The sequence below is a fragment of the Zhongshania guokunii genome (assembly GCF_040892635.1).
Lineage (GTDB): Bacteria > Pseudomonadota > Gammaproteobacteria > Pseudomonadales > Spongiibacteraceae > Spongiibacter > Spongiibacter guokunii.
Map to the genome: position 1 here is coordinate 140,155 of NZ_JBFRYA010000009.1, position 19,687 is coordinate 159,841.

Here is a 19,687-nt window from a genome sequence, read left to right on the forward strand (position 1 = left end):
AGCGAGACTGGTATCTATAAAACAGATACATTCGATGAATATATTTAAATTTACGATATGTTAATAATTTTCTAGAATCTGTTCAATAAATAATAAACACCATCGGCAATGCAGCAGCTGGCCGACGACATATGAATAGGTAAGATTATGAGCTCTGAGTCATTATTAACGCCGCCAAAAGCACTGCGCGAAGTTGCTCTACACGACAAATATACCCTAGAGCAGGGCCAAATATACGCCAGCGGCACCCAGGCCTTGGTGCGTCTGCCAATGATGCAGCAATTACGTGATCATCGCGCTGGATTAAACACTGCAGGTTATATTTCTGGTTACCGAGGTTCGCCCCTCGGCGGCGTTGATATGGCGCTGTGGGCGGCGAAAAAAGAGCTTGCCGAGAAGAATATTGTCTTTCAGCCAGGCTTAAACGAAGACCTTGCGGCTACGGCAGTGTGGGGCACCCAGCAAACCAATTTGTATGAAAGCAGCCGCTACGACGGCGTGTTTGGTATGTGGTACGGCAAAGGCCCAGGGGTAGACCGCTCTGCGGATGTGTTAAAACACGCAAATTCAGCGGGCAGCTCGCGCCACGGCGGGGTGTTAATGCTGGCGGGTGACGATCACGCGGCTAAATCCTCGTCTATTGCCCATCAATCAGAGCACATTCTCATCGCCTGCGGTATTCCGGTATTGTACCCCGCCAATGTGCAGGAATATCTCGACTACGGTTTGCATGGCTGGGCGATGAGTCGCTATTCCGGCCTGTGGGCTGGCATGAAATGTGTTACCGACGTGGTTGAGTCCTCAGCCTCGCTAGAGGTAGATCCAGATCGCACCAAGATCATTTTACCTGACGAGTTTCAAATGCCTGAGGGCGGCTTAAATATCCGCTGGCCGGATACGCCTCTCGATCAAGAAGTACGTATGCTGAACTACAAATGGTATGCGGCACTAGAATATATTCGTGCTAATAAGTTGAATAGGGTGGTATTGGATTCACCCAGTGCCCGCTTCGGCATTATGGCCGCGGGCAAGGCGTATTTAGACCTTCGTCAAGCGCTGGTCGATCTTGGTTTAGACGAGGATACCTGCCGCCAGCTTGGTATTCGTATTATGAAAGTGGGTTGTGTATGGCCACTGGATGCCCGAGATTGCCGCGCCTTTGCCGAGGGCCTAGAAGAAATTTTGGTGGTGGAAGAAAAGCGCCAAATTTTAGAGTACGCCCTTAAAGAAGAACTGTATAACTGGCGCGAAGACGTGCGGCCACGCATCTACGGTAAGTTTGACGAGCGTGATAATGCCGGTGGCGAATGGTCGCAGCCCCGTGGTAGCTGGCTTTTGCCTGCGCGCTACGAATTATCACCGGCCATCATCGCCAAGGCGATTGCCTCGCGCTTAACCAGAATGCCGCTCAGCGATGAAGTTAGGCGTCGTATACTGTCGCGTATCGATATTATCGAAGGCAAAGAAAACGCGGCGCAGCAGTCTGGTATGCCGGTCGAGCGCAAGCCGTGGTTCTGCTCTGGCTGCCCTCACAATACTTCGACCAAAGTGCCAGAAGGCTCGCGGGCTTTGGCGGGTATTGGCTGCCACTATATGGCAATGTGGATGGACCGCAACACCGAAACCTTTAGTCAGATGGGCGGTGAAGGGGTTACGTGGTTAGGGCAAATGCATTTCACCAACGATAAGCATGTATTTGTGAATCTTGGCGACGGGACCTATTTCCATTCGGGTATTTTGGCCGTCCGCGCTGCAGTAGCCGCCTCCGCCAATATGACCTATAAAATTCTGTTTAACGACGCGGTGGCAATGACCGGCGGCCAGCCCGTAGACGGCGTATTGACGGTGCCGCAAATTGTCGACCAATTACTAGCAGAGAATGTTGCCGAGGTACTGGTGGTTTCCGACGAGCCAGAAAAATATCAGCAGCTCAAGGTCAATGCCAAGGTCTTCCATCGTGATGAATTAGAACCTATACAATTGCGCCTGCGGGATACCACTGGGGTCACCGTGATTGTTTATGATCAAACCTGCGCAACCGAAAAGCGCCGCCGCCGTAAACGCGGCTTAATGGTTGATGTAAAGCGCCGAGCCTATATTAACCCCGCTGTATGCGAAGGCTGCGGTGATTGCTCGGTGGCCTCTGGCTGCGTGTCGGTAGAACCTTTAGAAACGCCATTGGGCACTAAACGCCAGATTAATCAGAATAGTTGTAATAAAGACTTCTCCTGCTTAAAAGGCTTCTGTCCGAGTTTTGTGACGATTGAAGGCGGTGACTTACGTCGGCCCGAAGCGCTTGAAGGTAAACGCGATCTGCTGCAAGACTTACCGATGCCGGTACTCCCATCATTAGAGCAACCTTATGGTTTGGTGGTAGCGGGTATTGGTGGCACTGGCGTAGTAACCATTGGCGCCTTAATGGGCATGGCGGCGCATTTAGAATCCCGCGGTATTACAGTGTTAGATCAAACCGGACTCGCCCAAAAAGGCGGGGCGGTGATGAGTCATATTCAGATTGCCGCCCGTCCTGACGATATTCACGCCACCCGCATTGCGGTGGCTGAGACGAGCGCACTAATTGGTTGCGATGAAATTGTCGCGGCCTCAAATGATGTGTTGTCGCGGGTGAAAGTGGGCTTGACCAAAGCAGTCATCAATACCGCGCTAACGCCGGCGGCAGAGTTTTTGTCGAACCCGGATTGGAAGTTCCCTACGGAAACGGCTGAAGGCAATATTCAGCAAGCACTGGGTAATGATTGTGAATATATCGATGCCACGGCATTAGCAGAGTCGGTTATGGGCGACAGTATATTTGCCAATCCGCTCTTGCTTGGCTACGCCTGGCAGAAGGGCTGGGTGCCGCTTTCTTATGAGTCTTTGCAGCGCGCCATTGAATTAAATGGGGTGGCGGTAGATAAAAATATCGATGCTTTTGAGTGGGGCCGGGTTGCCGCCCACGATCGCAATTTATTGCCAGAAGTGGCTACGGATACCCGTGCGGTGCAATGGGTAGAGCCAGAAACGCTAAACGGCGTGGTCGAACGCGGTATGGCCTTGCTGCGTGATTATCAAAACGAGGCTTACGCCCAGCGCTATGCTGATGCTGTTGAGCGCGTTAGGCAGGCAGAAGACAAGGTCGGTGCTAATCGGGGTAATCCCCTAAGCATTTCGGTAGCACGCAATTTAATGAAGCTAATGGCCTACAAAGACGAGTATGAGGTTGCGCGTTTGCACGCCTCGCCAGTCTTTATGCAGCAGCTAAAAAAACAGTTTGCGGGTACACCAGGTAAAGACTACCAGCTGAATTTCCATATGGCACCGCCGCTGATTTCGAAAAAGGATCACAACGGCCATTTAATCAAACGTCAGTTTGGCCCCTGGATGATGCCTGCCTTTAAATTGCTGGCCAAAATGAAATTTTTAAGAGGCACGGCGCTGGATATCTTTTCATATACCGAAGAACGCCAGCACGAACGTCAGTGGATTGCGGATTACCTCGCCTTAACTGAGGAGTTCTGCGCTAGCTTAAGTAAAGAGCGCTTGGCATCCGCGATTGCGCTGGCGGAGATTCCTCAAACAATTCGCGGCTTTGGTCATGTTAAAGAGCGCAACATGCTAGAGGCGCGTAAACATTGGGCGTCGCTAATGGAAAGCTACGGTGAGCCTCGGTGAAAATGTTTGTGGCCGCTTTCTCAAATAAAACTCGAGTACAGTGCAGTAAATAATAAGTTTAATAAGGACAAGGAAATGGCTGATAAAGAGAAACTGGAGACAAAGCAAGATGATCGCCCCTACCCAAGTAGGCCTGGTAGTTTGCCACGGGAGCTGAATCAGGTAACTGCGCAGTGGCTCACTGAGCTATTGGGCCGAAAGTACCAAGGGCTCGTGGTCGAGAAGCTAGAAGAGGTCCAGCTAATAAACAGCCATACCACCAAGCTACGCGTGAAGCTGCATTACAATGCGGTAGGGCACAGCGTGGGCTTGCCGCAGAATGTGTGTTTAAAATCAAACTGGTCTGAGGGTTTTGAAAGCGGCGAAATTTGCGAATTGGAGGCGCGCTTTTACTCAATGATGCAAAATCATTTAAGCGCGCCAGTGCCCAGGTCTTATTTCGCCGATTGGGACGGTGATGGCAGTGGTCGCGGCGTGGTTATGTTCGAAGACCTTGGTTGCGCTGCGGGCACATTCGGCAATAGTCTCGATCATCTCGGGGTCGACGGCGTTGCCAAAGGGCTGGAGTCCCTCGCCGTATTGCACGCCTCACTGTGGGATAGCCCACAGTTAAATCAAGACTGGTTGCATCGCTCAATGAACACTGCCGTGGATACCGAACAGGTGCTACGGATGTACAATTATTCAAAAATTAATATTGATCGCCCAGCCTATCGGGAATTTCTACCCGACTGGCTCCATCAAACCCCCGAACGCTTCGCCCACGCTTTTGACGAGCTGGCGGCGATAGACCGAGAAATGGCGGGGCCGCTGTGCCTTGTTCACGGCGACTCTCATCAAGGTAATAGTTTTCTACGCGATAACGGCGAACGAGTCTGGTTAGATTGGCAATTGGTGCGCAAGGGTAAGCCGTGGCGGGATATCGTTTACTTCACCCTAGGTGCACTCACGGTTGAAGAGCGCCGCAGCAGCGCGCGTGATTTAGTAAATCACTACTACGACCACCTGCTCTCCTTAGGTGTAAAAGGCGTCGAGTCACGGGAAGTCGCGTGGCAGCAATTTCAATTATGGCCGGCCTATGGCATGCAGGCCTGGCTCTCGAATATGGATGTTTGGGGTCAAAGCGGTGGTGATATGATCCGCCGATTCTGGACCGCTGCGGCCGACTACGAAACTGTGGAGCGACTCACCGCCGGAAAATCACCACGTCGAGAAATTCGGCTTGGCGAGGGCGCGCGGGAGGTCTCGCCGATGATTAAAGATATGTTGGCGAGAGGCGAAATTTAGATCGCCTTGGACAAATATTTCGCTCGGAATCAATACGTTTATTGCACGAAAATATTCGTGTTGGCGCGAAGTTTTGCGGCATTTAAGTGAAACCTGTTCAACTTATAATTCGGCGTTACGAATCATAGTGTAGGGTTCGTCGCTTTTGGTCGCTTGGCCATATACCTAACTCAGCCGTTGCTGGTGATCTGGTGTATAAAGTTAACAAAGGCATCACTCATTTGGTACCTTATTTCTCGATGTTCTGGTCTTTTCCCTGAAATTCTTGTGCAGTTGTAATTGTTTTTGTTGCAAACAGAATGTTGCCCGTGTGGCGTCTAGTAGGCCTGTGACGAGCTCGGTCGGGGGTGCAGAGCTTGCGGGAGGCATGGCCACGTTTTTATAACTCGATTGATGCGTGAGCTAGACGCAGTCGAGGGGACAGATTCTGAGAGGGCGCAAAGGGCTGCGAAAGGCAGGGCTGGGGTTTTCAGGCCTAAACGTTTATCTGAATTCTCCTTTTTGAACGACGTAATAGGGGGGTTAAACCAAGTTGGCCGTATTTCTTGTTTACACGCAATTGCACAAAATGTATATTTGTGTCATATAATTTAGCGAGCACGTATTGTTACGTTTTAGAAAAGCGTGAGCGTGGACCCAAAGCTGCTCGCTCAATATAAAATAATAGCAATAGCTTTCACGATAGTTGTACTCGGGGTAAATAATAATGAATAAATTACGCGGCATGGCTTCATCGTCAGTTAGAGTATTGACTGTCTTTACTGCGGCATCGGTATTTTCTTCAGCGGCATACGCAGTGGCAGAGTCGGGCACGAAAGCGCTTGAGGAGGTTATTGTTGTTGCGCAAAAGCGTCAGCAGAGTCTGCAGGATGTACCAATATCGGTGAACGCGTATTCAGATCAGAAATTGGGTGAAATGAATATTAACTCGGTATCTGAAATAGCGCGTATTGAGCCATCCTTGCGTTTTACCACCGCGAGTTTTGCTTTTACCGCGAATTTCTCTATGCGGGGTGTAACCTCATTTTCTAGTCAGGGTGGGATTCAGCCCAGTGTGGCATTGATTATCGATGGGGTGCCGTTGTCCCGTGCGGGGGAGTTTGCAACTGAGCTGGGAGATATTCAGCGAGTTGAAGTACTTCGTGGTCCGCAGGGAACCTTGTACGGGAAGAACGCAACAGGTGGATTAATTAATCTGTTACGTAAAGCTCCCAGTGAAGAGTTTGAGTTAGCTATCGAAGGTAGCTATACCACTGACGAGGAGGCGCTTACCCGATTTATGGTGAATGGCGCACTATCAGATAGCATGCGGGCTCGCTTTTCTGCGTTTTATAAAGACCGAGAAGGCCACATCGAAAACCTTGCACCAGGTATCGGCAATGACAGCTTCGAGGAGGTATGGGGGGCGATGGGCAAGCTCCAGATCGATTTTTCTGATTCAGTAGATCTGTTGCTCACCGCTGAGCACCGCGATTCCTATAACGGCGGTCAGCCGCAGATTCCGACTGTAGTCAGCGATCCCGACCGACGCGCAGCTATTGGTGAAGAAGCGCTTTCAGATATATTTAAAATCAATCAGGATCGCCAGACCCAAGCGAATATTGAAAACTCTGGGTTTATCGCCGACCTGACTTGGCGGCTGAGCGATGCACTGCTGTTCAAGTCAATCACAAATTATCGTCAATGGTTTTCTGATATTGATCAGGATATCGACGCGTCTCCCGCAACGGCAACCAATACACTCAATATTCCTGCGGTGCATATTCCCCGCTCAAATTTGAACCCCAATAGTGACAGCGAAGAGCCGATTGTCGACAAACTGAATTATGCCAGTCAGGAATTTCGCTTCGATCTTAGCAATGACAGTGTCGATTGGACCTTCGGTGTGTTCTATCAAGACTATAATGAAGACCAGTTGGCAGAGGTCGCGCTGTACCTTAAAGACACATTTTTTGCGCAAGAAGCCGGTGTGTCATTGCCGCTGGCCACCGGGGAATACTTTGGTTACACCACAACACCTGAAGCGTATATGACGATAGAAACCATGTCTGCGTATTCGGATCTTACCTGGCATGCATTGAATAACCTCGATCTTTTTGCTGGTTACAGGTACACGCAAGAAGAAGGCGGGATAGATCATTATCGGCGTGATGTCGTTGTGGCTGATGTGCCAACCTGTTTCAGCACAACTGCCACGAAAGCAACATTCACGCCGGATGCGCTGGGGTGCGTTCCAGTTGTGAATGATACAACTGAGTTCAGTGCAGACAGTTCCATAGGTGAGTGGTCGGCCCGGGCAGGCATCTCTTGGTTTGCCAGTGATGCAATTAATTTTTACGCTACCTGGGCGCGAAGCTTTGTTGGTATTTCCTTTGACCCAGGTCGTACAACTACGCAGGAGCGCGCCATTCTCGAGCCCAGCACGTCTGAGGCGATTGAAGTCGGTATTAAATCTGAGTTGTTTGATAACCGCCTGCGTTTGAATGCTGATGTATTCCTGCAGGAGACGGACAATCTTCAGGTCTCTCGGCTGATTCCGGGTACGATCGACACCGAAGCGTTTAATGCAGGCTTGATCGAGAGTTATGGTCTTGAGCTGGACTTTGCTTGGCAGGTGAGCAATCGCCTGAGAATTGATGGCGCGATGACTTGGGTGAACAGTGAGTTTGGTAGCCTAGTGCAGCCCTGTTACGTAGGGCAAACAGAGGGTCAGGGTTGTAATATAGACAACAGCGGTCAAGGCTCACCCAATGCACAGGACATTGCTGGAAGCCAGGCTATCGATACACCGGAGATCAGCTACAGTATTTCAGGACGCTATGAAGTTCCTCTGGAAGAGCAGCCCTACAATATTTTTGCGACTGCGGGATGGAGCTGGCAGGACGATACCTTTTTCCAGCTGAATCACGATCCAATGAGTACGCAGGAAGCTTATGGCTTACTTGATATGACTATTGGCATTACCGATCGCAGCGAGCGCTATCAGGTTGTGCTTTTCGGAAAAAATATGTTGGGTCAGGAGTTTGTAGCCCAAGCGGGAGAGACCGACGGTGTAATCGGGCGGGTATATGTCCGTACGCCGCGGGAAGCTCAACGTTACTGGGGAATTAAAGCCCGTTACACGTTTTTTTAAACAGGCTTATTGGCTCGCCTAAAACAATAATAGTGGGTGTGGCCGGTTTACGACATGTAGGCGAGCGGCGAAATTTAAAATTCTGTGATGCCATAAAAAAGTCGTATTCGATTTGTGATAAGAGCTTAAGGTACGTTGCCAGCTTATCGACCCGAAGAGCTGGCAATGCGCTAAAGTATGAATGTACTGGACTCGAATTGGCGAGCTCGCTAGGCCCAAGTCGTATTATTACAGATCCTTTCAACAGTGGTTTAACACCATTTTCTCAATATCTACATTTCTCCATTGGTATTGTGGTCGACGGCTTTTGAGTCTCGCGCTAAGCCTGTATGCTATTTGATGCTACTATCGTTGAGTTGTGCCCTTTGTTAGCTTTTCGGCCACCCCTAGCTTAGCCTCTGATCTGGATTGGCGCTGCCGCCAGCAGAGGGGGCTTAAATTGGGTGATTTTGCAGCGATAATCGGTAATTTCTACCTAGAATGCCTTATAAAGGAAGCTGTTAAGTTGACAAAGAAAGGCAGTAAATCAGATACGATTAGCAATATCATAAGTGCTGCAGGTGTGGTGTTTGCGGAGTCGGGTCTGGCAGATGCGAATATTCAAGATATTGCAGACCGAGCCGGAGTCACAAAACAGCTGGTATATCATTACTTTAAAAATAAGAATCAATTATTCGCCTGTGTAATTGATGCCTCATCTGACGACTCCATGCAGACATTAATTTCTGAATTGCAGCAGTCCAATATTTCCTCCATGGCACCCGTGCCAGCGCTATATGAGTTAATTGATAAGACCATCGAGGTTTACTATAAACATCCACTTATTGCATCACTTGCTGGTGATGGTATTCGCTATCACGGTAGCCATGAAACGCCGCGAAATGAATTTGCTCGATTGGGCCCTGAGCTTACAAAAATGTTGGGTGAAATAGTCCGGCGCGGGAAAGCCAGCGGTGAGTTTAGAGAAAGCATAAACCCCGATTTACTCTTCGCAACAATAGGCTTGATAGCGGGCAGCACGTTCACAAACCGTTATGTGGTAAGTGTGCTGGGAAATATTGATCCGACTAGCGATGAGGGAGCGGCGCTGTGGCGGCCGTTTATTGTCGATTTAATAAGTGCTGGAGTACTAAAGCGTAACTAGTTCCTGTGGGAGTTGCCGTATTCTTTTTACATGCAGGTCGATCAGTGATTATCATTTGTTATCCCCTTTCTATACCTCCCACTTGTGTATTGCTTCGTGTGACTGAAAGGCCTAGATCAGGCACTGTTTGTGAGAAGGGTTGATGTAAGACGCTGATTTATAAGCGATAAATAAATTATATACTCTTCTCTGTAAGTATCTAAAGAGCGAGCGTCAAGCCTTTAAGTATCTATTATATCTAATCAATACCTCCCTTGGTCCTCTTCAGTTGAGCGTAAGCCAGATGGCTTGGCTTAAATGCACAAATTAATACATTTGACTCCTAGTAAAACGAGACTTCTCTTTGCTGTATGTAAAGTGTCGTACTATCAACAGAACCAATACAGTGCGCTCACGTGCCAGTGAGTAGCCTAATAAGAATAATGAGGTGTATTTTGATGAGTAAAGAAATTTTTCGGGCGATAGTTTAGCGTTTGTAATACAGATTTTTTCAAAATTAAATACCAATATTTTACATCGTAGAATGAAGCTAGTGATTCGCAGGAAATTTTATTTTTATCCCGTTATTAAATATTGGCCAAGTAATAATTATCGTTGAATTGACAATAAAAATAATGGGCGCGCGATTTTCTGTGCGTCACTGTAGGAGAGATATAATGAAGTCAACTCGCATGTTAAGTACGCTAGTGCTCGTGGCAATTTTTTGTATTTTTACTGCTTGTGGTGGCGGTGGGGGTAACTCAGCTACTGCACCAACGACTGCACCAGCGGCTGCCAAAGTGAGTGAGTCGCGGACCTATGAAGGCATGGTTACCGAGCAAGCATATTTTACAACTCGCTATGGGGACACGATGAATATAGATCTGTGTTTTCCTGCAGAATCTGCCGATAGCACTGAGAAGGCGCCCGGTCGCTTTCCTGTTATTGTTGAATTGTCCTATACCACTCGTGCGGGTCCCGTACCGGATTGTGGCGGCGTGGCTGATTTGGGCGTCAGTTTTCCTGAGTTTGTCCGTAACGGTTATGTCGCTGGTTATGTAAACGTGCCGGGAACTGGCGAAAGTGAGGGTGGCCCTTGGAATTATGGTGATCCCGCTTGGGCCTTGCGTAATTATGATGCGATTGAGTGGTTGGGCGCACAGGAATGGTCTACCGGCAACGTCGGTACAATTGGTGGTTCAGGTAATGGCGTCAGCCAGGTTCAAACGGCGCCCTATGCCCCTCCGTCATGGAAGGCAATGATTCCTCAGGTCACCAGCGGCAACGGTTATATGTTGCTCTATCCCGGTGGAATTAGGTCTTTTGCTACGGCTTCGCTAGTTTGCAGCATTCCCGGCGGAATGGCCTATGGTCAAAATGGCACCTATGCACCCCCTCAAGATCAGAGTGAATGGGAGCGTTCAGTAAAAATCTGGACAGATAAAGTTTACACCGCACAAACGCCATATTGTCCGGCAGTTTACGGGTTCTGGGATCATCCACAAAAAGATGAGTTTTGGGATGCCTTTGGGATTGCCAACCGAGAAATTACCGATATCCCCGCCTGGGTTTGGAGCGCGTGGGATGATCTGTTTGTCGCTGGCTCGATAGACGACTATGAACATTTTGGCGGTAAAGACAATATGCTTGCCTTCGGATTTATGAGTCATGCGGGGAATGCACCAGGATTTGATTTAACCAATGAAGCGCTGCGCTGGTTTGATTATTGGTTGAAAGATGAGAAAAACGGTATCGAGGATGAGCTTGATAGTGCCCGCTTCCGCTATATGACTTATCAAGAGTGGGAGTCTAAAGAGGCCGACAATTGGCCTATTGCAAATACCCAGTATACCAAGCTGTATTTGAAAGCGGGCAGTTCGGAATTGCCCATGGGCGATCCATTAGTCGAGGGAGCATTGTCTGGGCTGCCGCCAACAACTGCGGGCTCAAATGCATACACTTATTCGCCGATAGACGGCCTGCGTAATGGATATACTGGCTTTTCGCAAACGCATAATGAGACCAATCCTGAGAATCGGGATATTGTTGGTTATAACGATCCCGGTGATCGCGGCGATCAGCGCCTAGAAAACCCGCTTTCGCGTGTTGTTTATATGTCTGATCCCGTTGAGGAAGACATGGAGATTACTGGCCCAATTACCATGACCCTATTTGCTTCAACAACGGCAGCTGACACCGACTTCATCGTTAAATTAATTGATGTTTTTCCCGACGATCCAGCCGAAGATATCCTAACAGCGCCGCAACCTGGTGCGTGGCTGATGATTCAACCCGGTTATTTAAAAGGTACCTTTCGTAGTTACGAGAGTGACTATCGTCGTCAAGAAGCGATACCCGTGGGTGAGGTGGTTGAATACAATATTGCCCTTTTCCCTGCTTCGTGGCTGGTCAAGAAAGGGCATCGTATAGCTGTGGCGATCAGTTCTAGTGACTTTCCCTATGTATTCCCCAATGAGAATCCTGCGGATATTACGGTTCATTACTCAGAAGAATACCCTAGTCATATTGTGTTACCAATAATCCCTAAGAAATAAGCAAAGTAGACGCGACGCGCGCCATGCTGGGTGCATAGTGGTAAACCATTTCTACAGGCAGATCTTGCTTTGCCTGCGTTCACCTATATTAATCCATTTGTAAAGCTTAGGTCCTGGTGTTGGCCAAGTCCTGGGCTTTCGCCTTATGTATTGGCAGCTCCTCGAGCTGATCGTTACTAATTTTATTAGCGCTTGTAGGGTCACCTACTCGAAGATTTCAATAAATTAATGTCGCTGAATCCTACAAATCTTGACATGCAATTAAATTTACGTGATTGTAAATATAATTACATGTGGCTCTCTTCTTGAGCCTGATGAATATAATTATAAAAATGTACGTTCGATTAGTGTCTATCGATATTTTTTAATAAAAATTCTATAAAAAAATACGGAGTTGGATATGGCAGAAAGTAAGCAGGCGCACATGGAGTTAGCAATACAAGTTGATGGCTATACAGTGACCGACAGTGCCTTCGGTAACCCCTATATAGATCGTGATGAATGGCGAGATACCCCATATCCGCATCGGAATATACATGGCGGCTTCGCTGGCTGTGATACCCGATTTACTTTCTATTACCCGCCTGCAGCAGACTACAAGTCACGGATGTTTCAGCCAATAGAGGGCGCTCATGCCGGCCATGAAGATGCTTTTGATGGGCTTATGGGGAAAATGCTAGGTGGTTTGCCGATGATCGTCCGCTTAGGGGGGTACATGGTGGAGTCGAATTCCGGTCATATTGGCGATAGCCTTGACGCTAAAGTTGGGCCAGACCCAACTGTTTACGGGCACCGCGCCAGTGTGGAAACGGCTAGATTTTCAAAGTATGTCGCCGCTCAAGTGTACGGCGAAGCGCCAGAATACGCATATGTGTGGGGCGGAAGCGGCGGTGGTCGCCGTTCCCCGCTGTGTCTCGAATACGGTGCGGGGGTTTATGATGGCGCGCTGCCGTTTATGGGGGGCGGTCCGATTGACGAACACGGAACTACAGACCGCATACGCAGTGAGCAGCCGGTGCACTTTGGTTGTATGTTTAACGTGCAGCGTCTACTTGGCGACGACATCAAGCTGGTAATTGACGCAATGCGCCCTGGGGGTAGTGCTAATCCCTTTGTTGGACTCAATTCCCATCAGCGCGAAGAATTGAATAGCTTATACCGTCTAGGTTATCCCCGAGGTGATGAATTTATGATTTCGGAGCCAATGGGGCAGATTTGGCTGTGGACATCGATCTCTGACATGCTGCAAGAGGAAGACGCTGAGTATTTCGCTAATTTTTGGACTAAGCCGGGTTATGTCGGCTTTGATAACCCCGAGTATGTGCAGGACGATTTAATCAATTGCCGAGTCAGGGTTCGCAAAGTGATCACCGTCGGGGAGTTGTTGCAGAGTCCGGCGTTTGCGGGATCGGAGTATGCCCGTGCCAAGCCAATGGCAATGATGATGGCGGCGCGCGGGGCAGACTTTCCCCTAGCGGTTCAACTGGAAGGCATGGATGACGGCTATTTGCTCGGCACTGGGGTGAAAGTACTCACTGGTGAAGCTGCCGGCCGCCAGCTGTACTGCACAAGCTTTGCAGAAGATGTGTTGTTTTGTGATGGTAGAAACGAAGCCAATTTACTGCGCTTTACTGGAGTAAAGCCCGGAGATGAAGTGCAAGTAGACAATCGCGCGTTTTTGGCTTTTTGTTATTACTATCGTCACCACGTATCAGACGATCCAGCTAATGATTTTCTTCGCCTCGATGGTGTGCCAATTTATCCCCAGCACGATATGCCGCTCCAGTCGCCGCTTATGGGCGTTGCTTATTCTGGGCAGTACGACGGTAAGTTGCTGTGGATACACCACACCCACGACGCCTCGCTATGGCCGCCGCAGGGCGTTATTTATCGGCGGGCGGTTGAACTAGCTCAGGGTGAACAGGGCTTGTCTGAAAATTTCTGTTTGCGCTGGACCCAAAATGCCGAGCATGTACCGCCAGCGTTTTTGCCGTCATCGCCTGACCGGGCTACACCCACGTGGCTAGTAGATTATTTACCGCATATCGAACAGGGGCTCGCAGATCTTGTTGACTGGGTAGAGACTGATAAAAAACCGGCAGCAACAAATTACCAATTCGTAGATGGCAGAATCGTTTTACCTGATAGTGCTGCGGAGCGAATGGGTGTTCAGCCGGTAGTGACTATTACGGCTAATGGTAGCTCGCGGGTTGAGGTCGAGAGGACTGGTTCGGTCAGTTTTGAGCTCCATGCTGCGGTTCCACCAAATGCCGGATCTATCGTGAGCATAGAATGGGACTGGTTAGGGCAGGGGCAGTTTGAGGAGGCCGAAAACCTCCAAAGAGCCAAAGACGAACTGCATATAACTAAACGCCATAGTTTCGATAAGCCGGGCACCTATTACGTCACAGCGAAGGTGATTTCTCACCGTGAAGGTGACCTGAACGCCACCTTTAGACGCCTAAGCAACTTGGCATCTGTGCGCGTTGTGGTTGCTGAATAGTCTAAACTCCGTTTGCGGATGAATTTTCCTGTAATCAATGTTTTTATGATAAGTGCTTGCCGGCAAGTTCTTTTGAGGTGTACTCATAAAATCGCTTTCTTAAAGTGTTTAAAGCGACTGATTCCATAATTATAAGGTTGGAAACGCAGTTGTTGGCAATCTTTCTGCTCCGTTATTGCGTCGCTTTCATTATGTTCAAATATTGCTCCGCTAGCCGGTTTCACTGCTTTCAATAAAGAAATGAGGCCCATCAAAAATATTAAATTGACAACTATGTAAATTTAAACAAATATACTAGAAAGCGCACTTGATGCGTGAGATTAATAATTATAATAAAGAGGTCTAATCTGTGGATAAAGATATCAGTAAGAAAGTTGTTGAGCTTATAACTGCTGGATTAACTTTATCAGTTCTGTCTTTAAATGTTGTGGCGGAAGATAAGGTTCCTAAAGCAGCTCAAAAGGAAAGTCTAAGGCTTGAAGAGTTGATAGTTACCGCTCAGCGCCGCGAGCAGTCAATTCAGGATGTACCTATTTCAATTAGCGTTTTTAGCGGCGACAAGCTCGTGGAGATGAAAGTAGATCGATTTGAAGATCTCGTCTTGCAAGAGCCATCACTAACCTTGAAAGCAGGTATGAGCCCCAATGCCCTCCAATTTGGTATGCGCGGATTTAGCAGTTTGATACTCGGACAGGGTATTCAGCCAGCAGTATCACTTGTTGTAGATGGTGTGCCTTTGGCAATGGATTCTGAATTTGTTATGGAATTTGCTGATATTGAACGCATAGAAATTCTTAAGGGCCCACAGGGTACGCTCTTTGGCGGCAACGCCGTTGGTGGTTTGATCAATCTAGTTCGTAAACGTCCAGAAAACGAACATACCGCAAGGGCTGAGTTCGATGTCAGTAGTGATGGAGAGCGAATATACCGAGTGATAGCTGGGGGAGCGATAAGCGACGATGTAACGGGTAGAGTTTTTGCGTATAAAAAAGATAAAGAGGGTCATATAAAAAACATCTTTCCTGGTGCAAAAAAAGCCGGCTCAATTGATGAGCAAGGGGTGGTCGCGAAACTGTCTTTTGAAATAACTGAAAATGTCGAATTTTTGCTCACTGGTGAGTACCGGGACTTTATTAGTTATACCGGTTTGGTAACAACAATCAATGACGTCCCAGAGCGAGAAGCCGCCGTGGGTGCGCATGTAATCGCCGACCCGTTCTTGATCAATCAGAACCAGGACGCATTTGGCGCGGTAGAAAACTGGGGGATAACATTAGAAACGACGTGGGACCTTTCGGAAAAGTCTTTAATCACGTTAACCTCTAGCTATCGAGATTTGCTTAATTTAACAACTTTTGATTTAGACTCGTCCCCAGCGAGTGTCACTAATCGCCTTGATATGCCCTTTATTTTCTTTCCTGATTCTAATATCAGCAATATTGATGATGATGCAGGGGCTGAGACAGCGGTAATAGACACTAACTACTGGACCCACGAGCTTAAGTTCCAAAATATAACCGATAGTCGTGATACCGTTGTTGGTTTCTACTACCGGAATTTCCGTCAGGTTTCACCAACAAATGTTGGTTTGTTAGTACGGGGTGACACAGCTGCTGAAGAGGATATTCTCGGTCTTGGTATAGCGCCGCCATTGCCGACAACCTCTGCGCATTTAGCGTTAGGTATCGTATCTGATGCCGACTTGCGACGCGACGAAGCTGCTGTTTATGGCGACATAACTTGGCATTTAGGCAGCAGTTTCGACGTGTTTACTGGCTTGCGTTATCACCGTGAAAAAACATCGTTAATCCATTCGTCGCGAATAGCGATAACGCCTGCAATGGAACCATTCTTTAGTTCAGAGCCCGATAAGGGAATATTTAATCAGATATTAGTTGATCAGATTGGTGCTTTTGAAAGCGACCGCATAACGGAAGAGTGGGCGGCGAGAGCGGGTATGGCGTGGTTTATTAATACTGATACTAATGCTTATGCTAGTATTTCACGCGGTTTTATAGGGACCGGGGTTGATGCAAGCGCAGTTGCCGAGGAGGGCAAAGAATATCTAAACCCGACAACGGCAATCTCAATGGAAATGGGGATTAAGTCGGGGTTGCTCGATAATCGCATAACCTTAAACGGCGCAATATTCTATCAGGAAAGTAGTGATGTTCAGATCTCGACGATTCCACCAGGTGAGTTTCAAGCGCGTGCTCGTAATATTGGTAACTTAGAAAGCTTGGGCTTGGAGTTAACTTTTGGCTTCCGTGTAACTCAGAACTTAAGTCTTAATGCTTCGTTAACGGCCTTAGATACGGCGCGCCGGAATATTATTGAAGCTTGTTACTATGAACAAACCTCTGAACAAGGCTGCAATATGGATGTTGATGGTGATGGTACGCCAGAAAGCCAAGACGTCGACGGAGACCCATCTATCGGTACATCTGATTTAGCCTATTCGGTATCTGCTCGCTATGAAGTTCCGCAGTTATTGGAGTCGGCAAATGGCTTTCTAGCAGTGAACTGGAACTGGAGAGATGATGCCCAGTTTGACCTCGACGGTGACCCGCTAACTGTTCAGGAGGCTTATGGGCTTCTTGATATGGCGGTGGGTCTAGAAGACTTTAATAATAAATATCGCGTTTCATTCTTTGCTAAAAACGTTCTGGATACCTTTTTTGCTGGATCTAAAACATCTGGTGTAAATATTCTTGGTAGGGTAGCAATCAATACTCCGAGTCAAGCGCGGGTTTATTGGGGAATGCAGGCCATGGTTAGCTTTTAGTAAATGAGAATTAAGGGCGAGTAACTACTTACTGCTGTCTTACTCAAGTGCTTTATCAACTTTAAAGTAAAGAATAATTATTATCTTAAAAAGTGAGTGCTAAATGATTTTACCACGCTTTAAAAAAATACTAATCACGACACCATTACTGTTGTGCACAACAGTATTTACCGCTTCCGTACTTGCCGAAAGGGACAAGCAAAGTATTGAGGCGCCTATTGTTAAAACAGGTGAAGGGCGTTTGCAAGGGCATGTAAGTAAAGGCGTCTATGAGTTTTTAGGTGTTCATTATGGCGCTTCTACAGAAGGTGGTGCCCGATTTTTGCCGTCGAACAAACCGGATAAATGGAAGGGAGTTCGTAAAGCTGACACGAAGGGGGATCGCTGCCCTCAACCTGAAGTTAATATGCCCGGTGAGATGGCCACTGTGTTGTCATTCTCAGACTTACCGACCAGTGAAGATTGCTTAGTATTGGATCTTTGGACACCAGGGGTTGCTGATGAAAAGGCGCGCCCTGTCATGGTGTGGTTACATGGTGGCGGTTACTTTGTTGGCAGCGGCGGCGATAAATACTACCACGGCAGTAACCTAGCGCGGGGCAATGACGTTATTGTGGTGAGCTTGAATCACCGCCTAAATGCCTTTGGCTTTTTCGATCTTGGCGACAAGGCTGGTTCTAAATATCAAGCATCTGGCAATGTTGGAATGCTTGATATTGTGCGCGCATTGGAGTGGGTGCAGGAAAATATTACAAAGTTTGGCGGTGACCCAAATAATGTAACTGTGTTCGGGCAATCTGGTGGTGCGGGAAAAGTCAGTAATTTACTAGCGATGCCGCAGGCCAAGGGTTTGTTTCATAAAGCGATACTACAAAGCGGCGCGAATCCGACAATACGTGGTAAGGCGGAGTCTGCAGAGGTTAGTAAAAAGCTTTACGAGATCTTGGGTGTCGAGTCTGGTGATGTAAAAGCCTTGCAGGCGATGCCCGCCGATGTAATTGTTAAAGCCGCGGCAAAAATGGGCCTATTGCCTTTTGGGCCGCATATTGACGGCAAAGTAATAACGCAAAGTCCCTTTGATCCTGCGCCATCAACGTATCAAGGCGATGTGCCTATTATGTTGGGTTATACCAAAGACGAAGCAACGAATGTGTTTTTAACAGATCCAAGCTGGGACAAAATGACCGATGCTGATTTAACTGTTAGGGCAAATATGGTCGTTCCTCCGCACAACGTTAAGGAGGTAATTGCTCTGTATCGCAAGAAGGCCCCTAAAGATAAGCCCATGCATCTGTGGAGCAGCATGGTCACTGACCAGATGTTCGCAAGCAATACTATTGTCGTTGCAGAGCGGAAAGCCGCTGCGGGTAACGCGCCGGTATACATGTACAAAATTGACTGGGAGACCCCAGTGCTAGGGGGTAAGTTGCGTTCACCTCATGCTGTTGAATTGCCCTTGGTATTTGACACTGTGTATACCGCCGAGGGACTTGTGGGCAACGGCGAGCGCGCAGAGAATATGGCTAAGGTAATGAGCCAGTCTTTTGCCGCATTCGCCAGAAGTGGCAACCCTAATACTTTAGGGCTCCCAGAGTGGAAGCCCTATACGCTGCAGCATCGAGAAGTATTGGTATTCGATGACCAGATCAAAGTCATTAGCAATCCAAACAGTGAAGTTAGGGAGTTTTGGCAAAATATTCTGAAAGAGAAAGCCTCTGGCACCACAGCAATTACCGACGCATTTAACGCTAAGAAATTTGATTAATAATATTGATGCTAGGTATTACTAACCTAGCGTTTTCAAAGGAGTCGATATGGACAGATTAGCAAAAAAGGTTGCCGTTATCACCGGTGCTGGCGCTGGGATCGGGCGCGCCTCTGCCTTACGATTCGCTGCTGAAGGTGCAGCGGTGTTGGTAACCGACTTAAATTTAGATGCCGCAGATAAGGTAGTGGCTGAAATCGTAGAGCAAGGCGGGCGTGCATTATCGCTTAAAGTCGATGTTGGGGAAGAGCAAGAGCTTAACGCAATGATAGAGCTCGCAGTTAAACAGTTCGGTCGCATTGATGTGTTGTTTAATAATGCCGTAATTAATAGCAAAGAAATGTCGCTAAGAGATCGTGATTTTTTGAATTTTGATTCGGAGGTGTTTTTTACGAAAATGCGTGTCAATGCTCTATCTGGTGTGTTGGCGACCAAGTACGCATTGCCTTATATGTTAAAGCAGGGCGCCGGGTCCGTCATTTTTACTTCCTCGACAAGTTCGGTTGCTGGTGAGGTTTCGCAGTTTACTTATGGCGCATCTAAGGCTGCTGTTAATTTCTTTGTTCAATCTATTGCAGCTACCTATGGTAAATCGGGAATTCGCTGTAATGCAATTTTGCCGGGTGTTATTCAAACAGAATCAATGGAGATGTGGGCCAACGAGAATATGAAGTCTGCATTCTTGGATATTCAAAATGTACCTCGTCTTGGGCGTCCTGAAGATATCGCCAATATGGCTTTGTTTCTCGCATCGGACGAATCATCGTATGTGAACGGAAGTCTTTATCAAGTAAATGGCGGCATGACCTGCGCCACACCGATGGTACCTGTAGTTCGAAAATATTTAATATAAAAATAACGTAA

At 47.8% G+C, this 19,687-nt stretch carries 9 protein-coding genes; all 9 read left to right on the forward strand.

The genetic code is table 11. The annotated features are described in order from the left end of the window. Positions 1-147: 147 nt before the first annotated feature. Positions 148-3,672, forward strand: coding sequence for an indolepyruvate ferredoxin oxidoreductase family protein (locus tag AB4876_RS11865; protein WP_368381876.1), 3,525 nt, complete (start codon positions 148-150; stop codon positions 3,670-3,672). Positions 3,673-3,747: 75 nt separating this feature from the next. Beyond that, entirely contained in the window at positions 3,748-4,959 is a 1,212-nt protein-coding gene (locus AB4876_RS11870) for a phosphotransferase (protein ID WP_368381877.1), read from the forward strand. A 706-nt stretch (positions 4,960-5,665) separates the two neighbouring features. Next, positions 5,666-8,092: a TonB-dependent receptor gene (locus AB4876_RS11885; protein WP_438273415.1), complete on the forward strand. Its 2,427-nt coding sequence runs from the start codon at positions 5,666-5,668 to the stop codon at positions 8,090-8,092. Between the two features lie 439 nt (positions 8,093-8,531). Beyond that, positions 8,532-9,236 (forward strand): TetR/AcrR family transcriptional regulator, encoded by a 705-nt coding sequence (locus tag AB4876_RS11890; RefSeq protein WP_368381878.1) that lies wholly within the window; start codon positions 8,532-8,534, stop codon positions 9,234-9,236. Between the two features lie 656 nt (positions 9,237-9,892). Next, positions 9,893-11,770 carry a CocE/NonD family hydrolase gene (locus AB4876_RS11895; RefSeq protein ID WP_368381880.1) on the forward strand — a complete coding sequence of 626 codons (1,878 nt, stop codon included), beginning with the start codon at positions 9,893-9,895 and terminating at the stop codon, positions 11,768-11,770. A 400-nt stretch (positions 11,771-12,170) separates the two neighbouring features. Further along, positions 12,171-14,273 (forward strand): PKD domain-containing protein, encoded by a 2,103-nt coding sequence (locus AB4876_RS11900; RefSeq protein ID WP_368381881.1) that lies wholly within the window; start codon positions 12,171-12,173, stop codon positions 14,271-14,273. A gap of 349 nt (positions 14,274-14,622) precedes the next feature. Then, positions 14,623-17,058 carry a TonB-dependent receptor gene (locus tag AB4876_RS11905; RefSeq protein ID WP_368381882.1) on the forward strand — a complete coding sequence of 812 codons (2,436 nt, stop codon included), beginning with the start codon at positions 14,623-14,625 and terminating at the stop codon, positions 17,056-17,058. A gap of 103 nt (positions 17,059-17,161) precedes the next feature. Then, positions 17,162-18,823, forward strand: coding sequence for a carboxylesterase/lipase family protein (locus tag AB4876_RS11910; protein WP_368381883.1), 1,662 nt, complete (start codon positions 17,162-17,164; stop codon positions 18,821-18,823). Positions 18,824-18,872: 49 nt separating this feature from the next. Then, positions 18,873-19,676, forward strand: a complete 804-nt coding sequence (locus AB4876_RS11915) for an SDR family NAD(P)-dependent oxidoreductase (RefSeq protein ID WP_368381884.1) — start codon at positions 18,873-18,875, stop codon at positions 19,674-19,676. Positions 19,677-19,687: the final 11 nt, after the last annotated feature.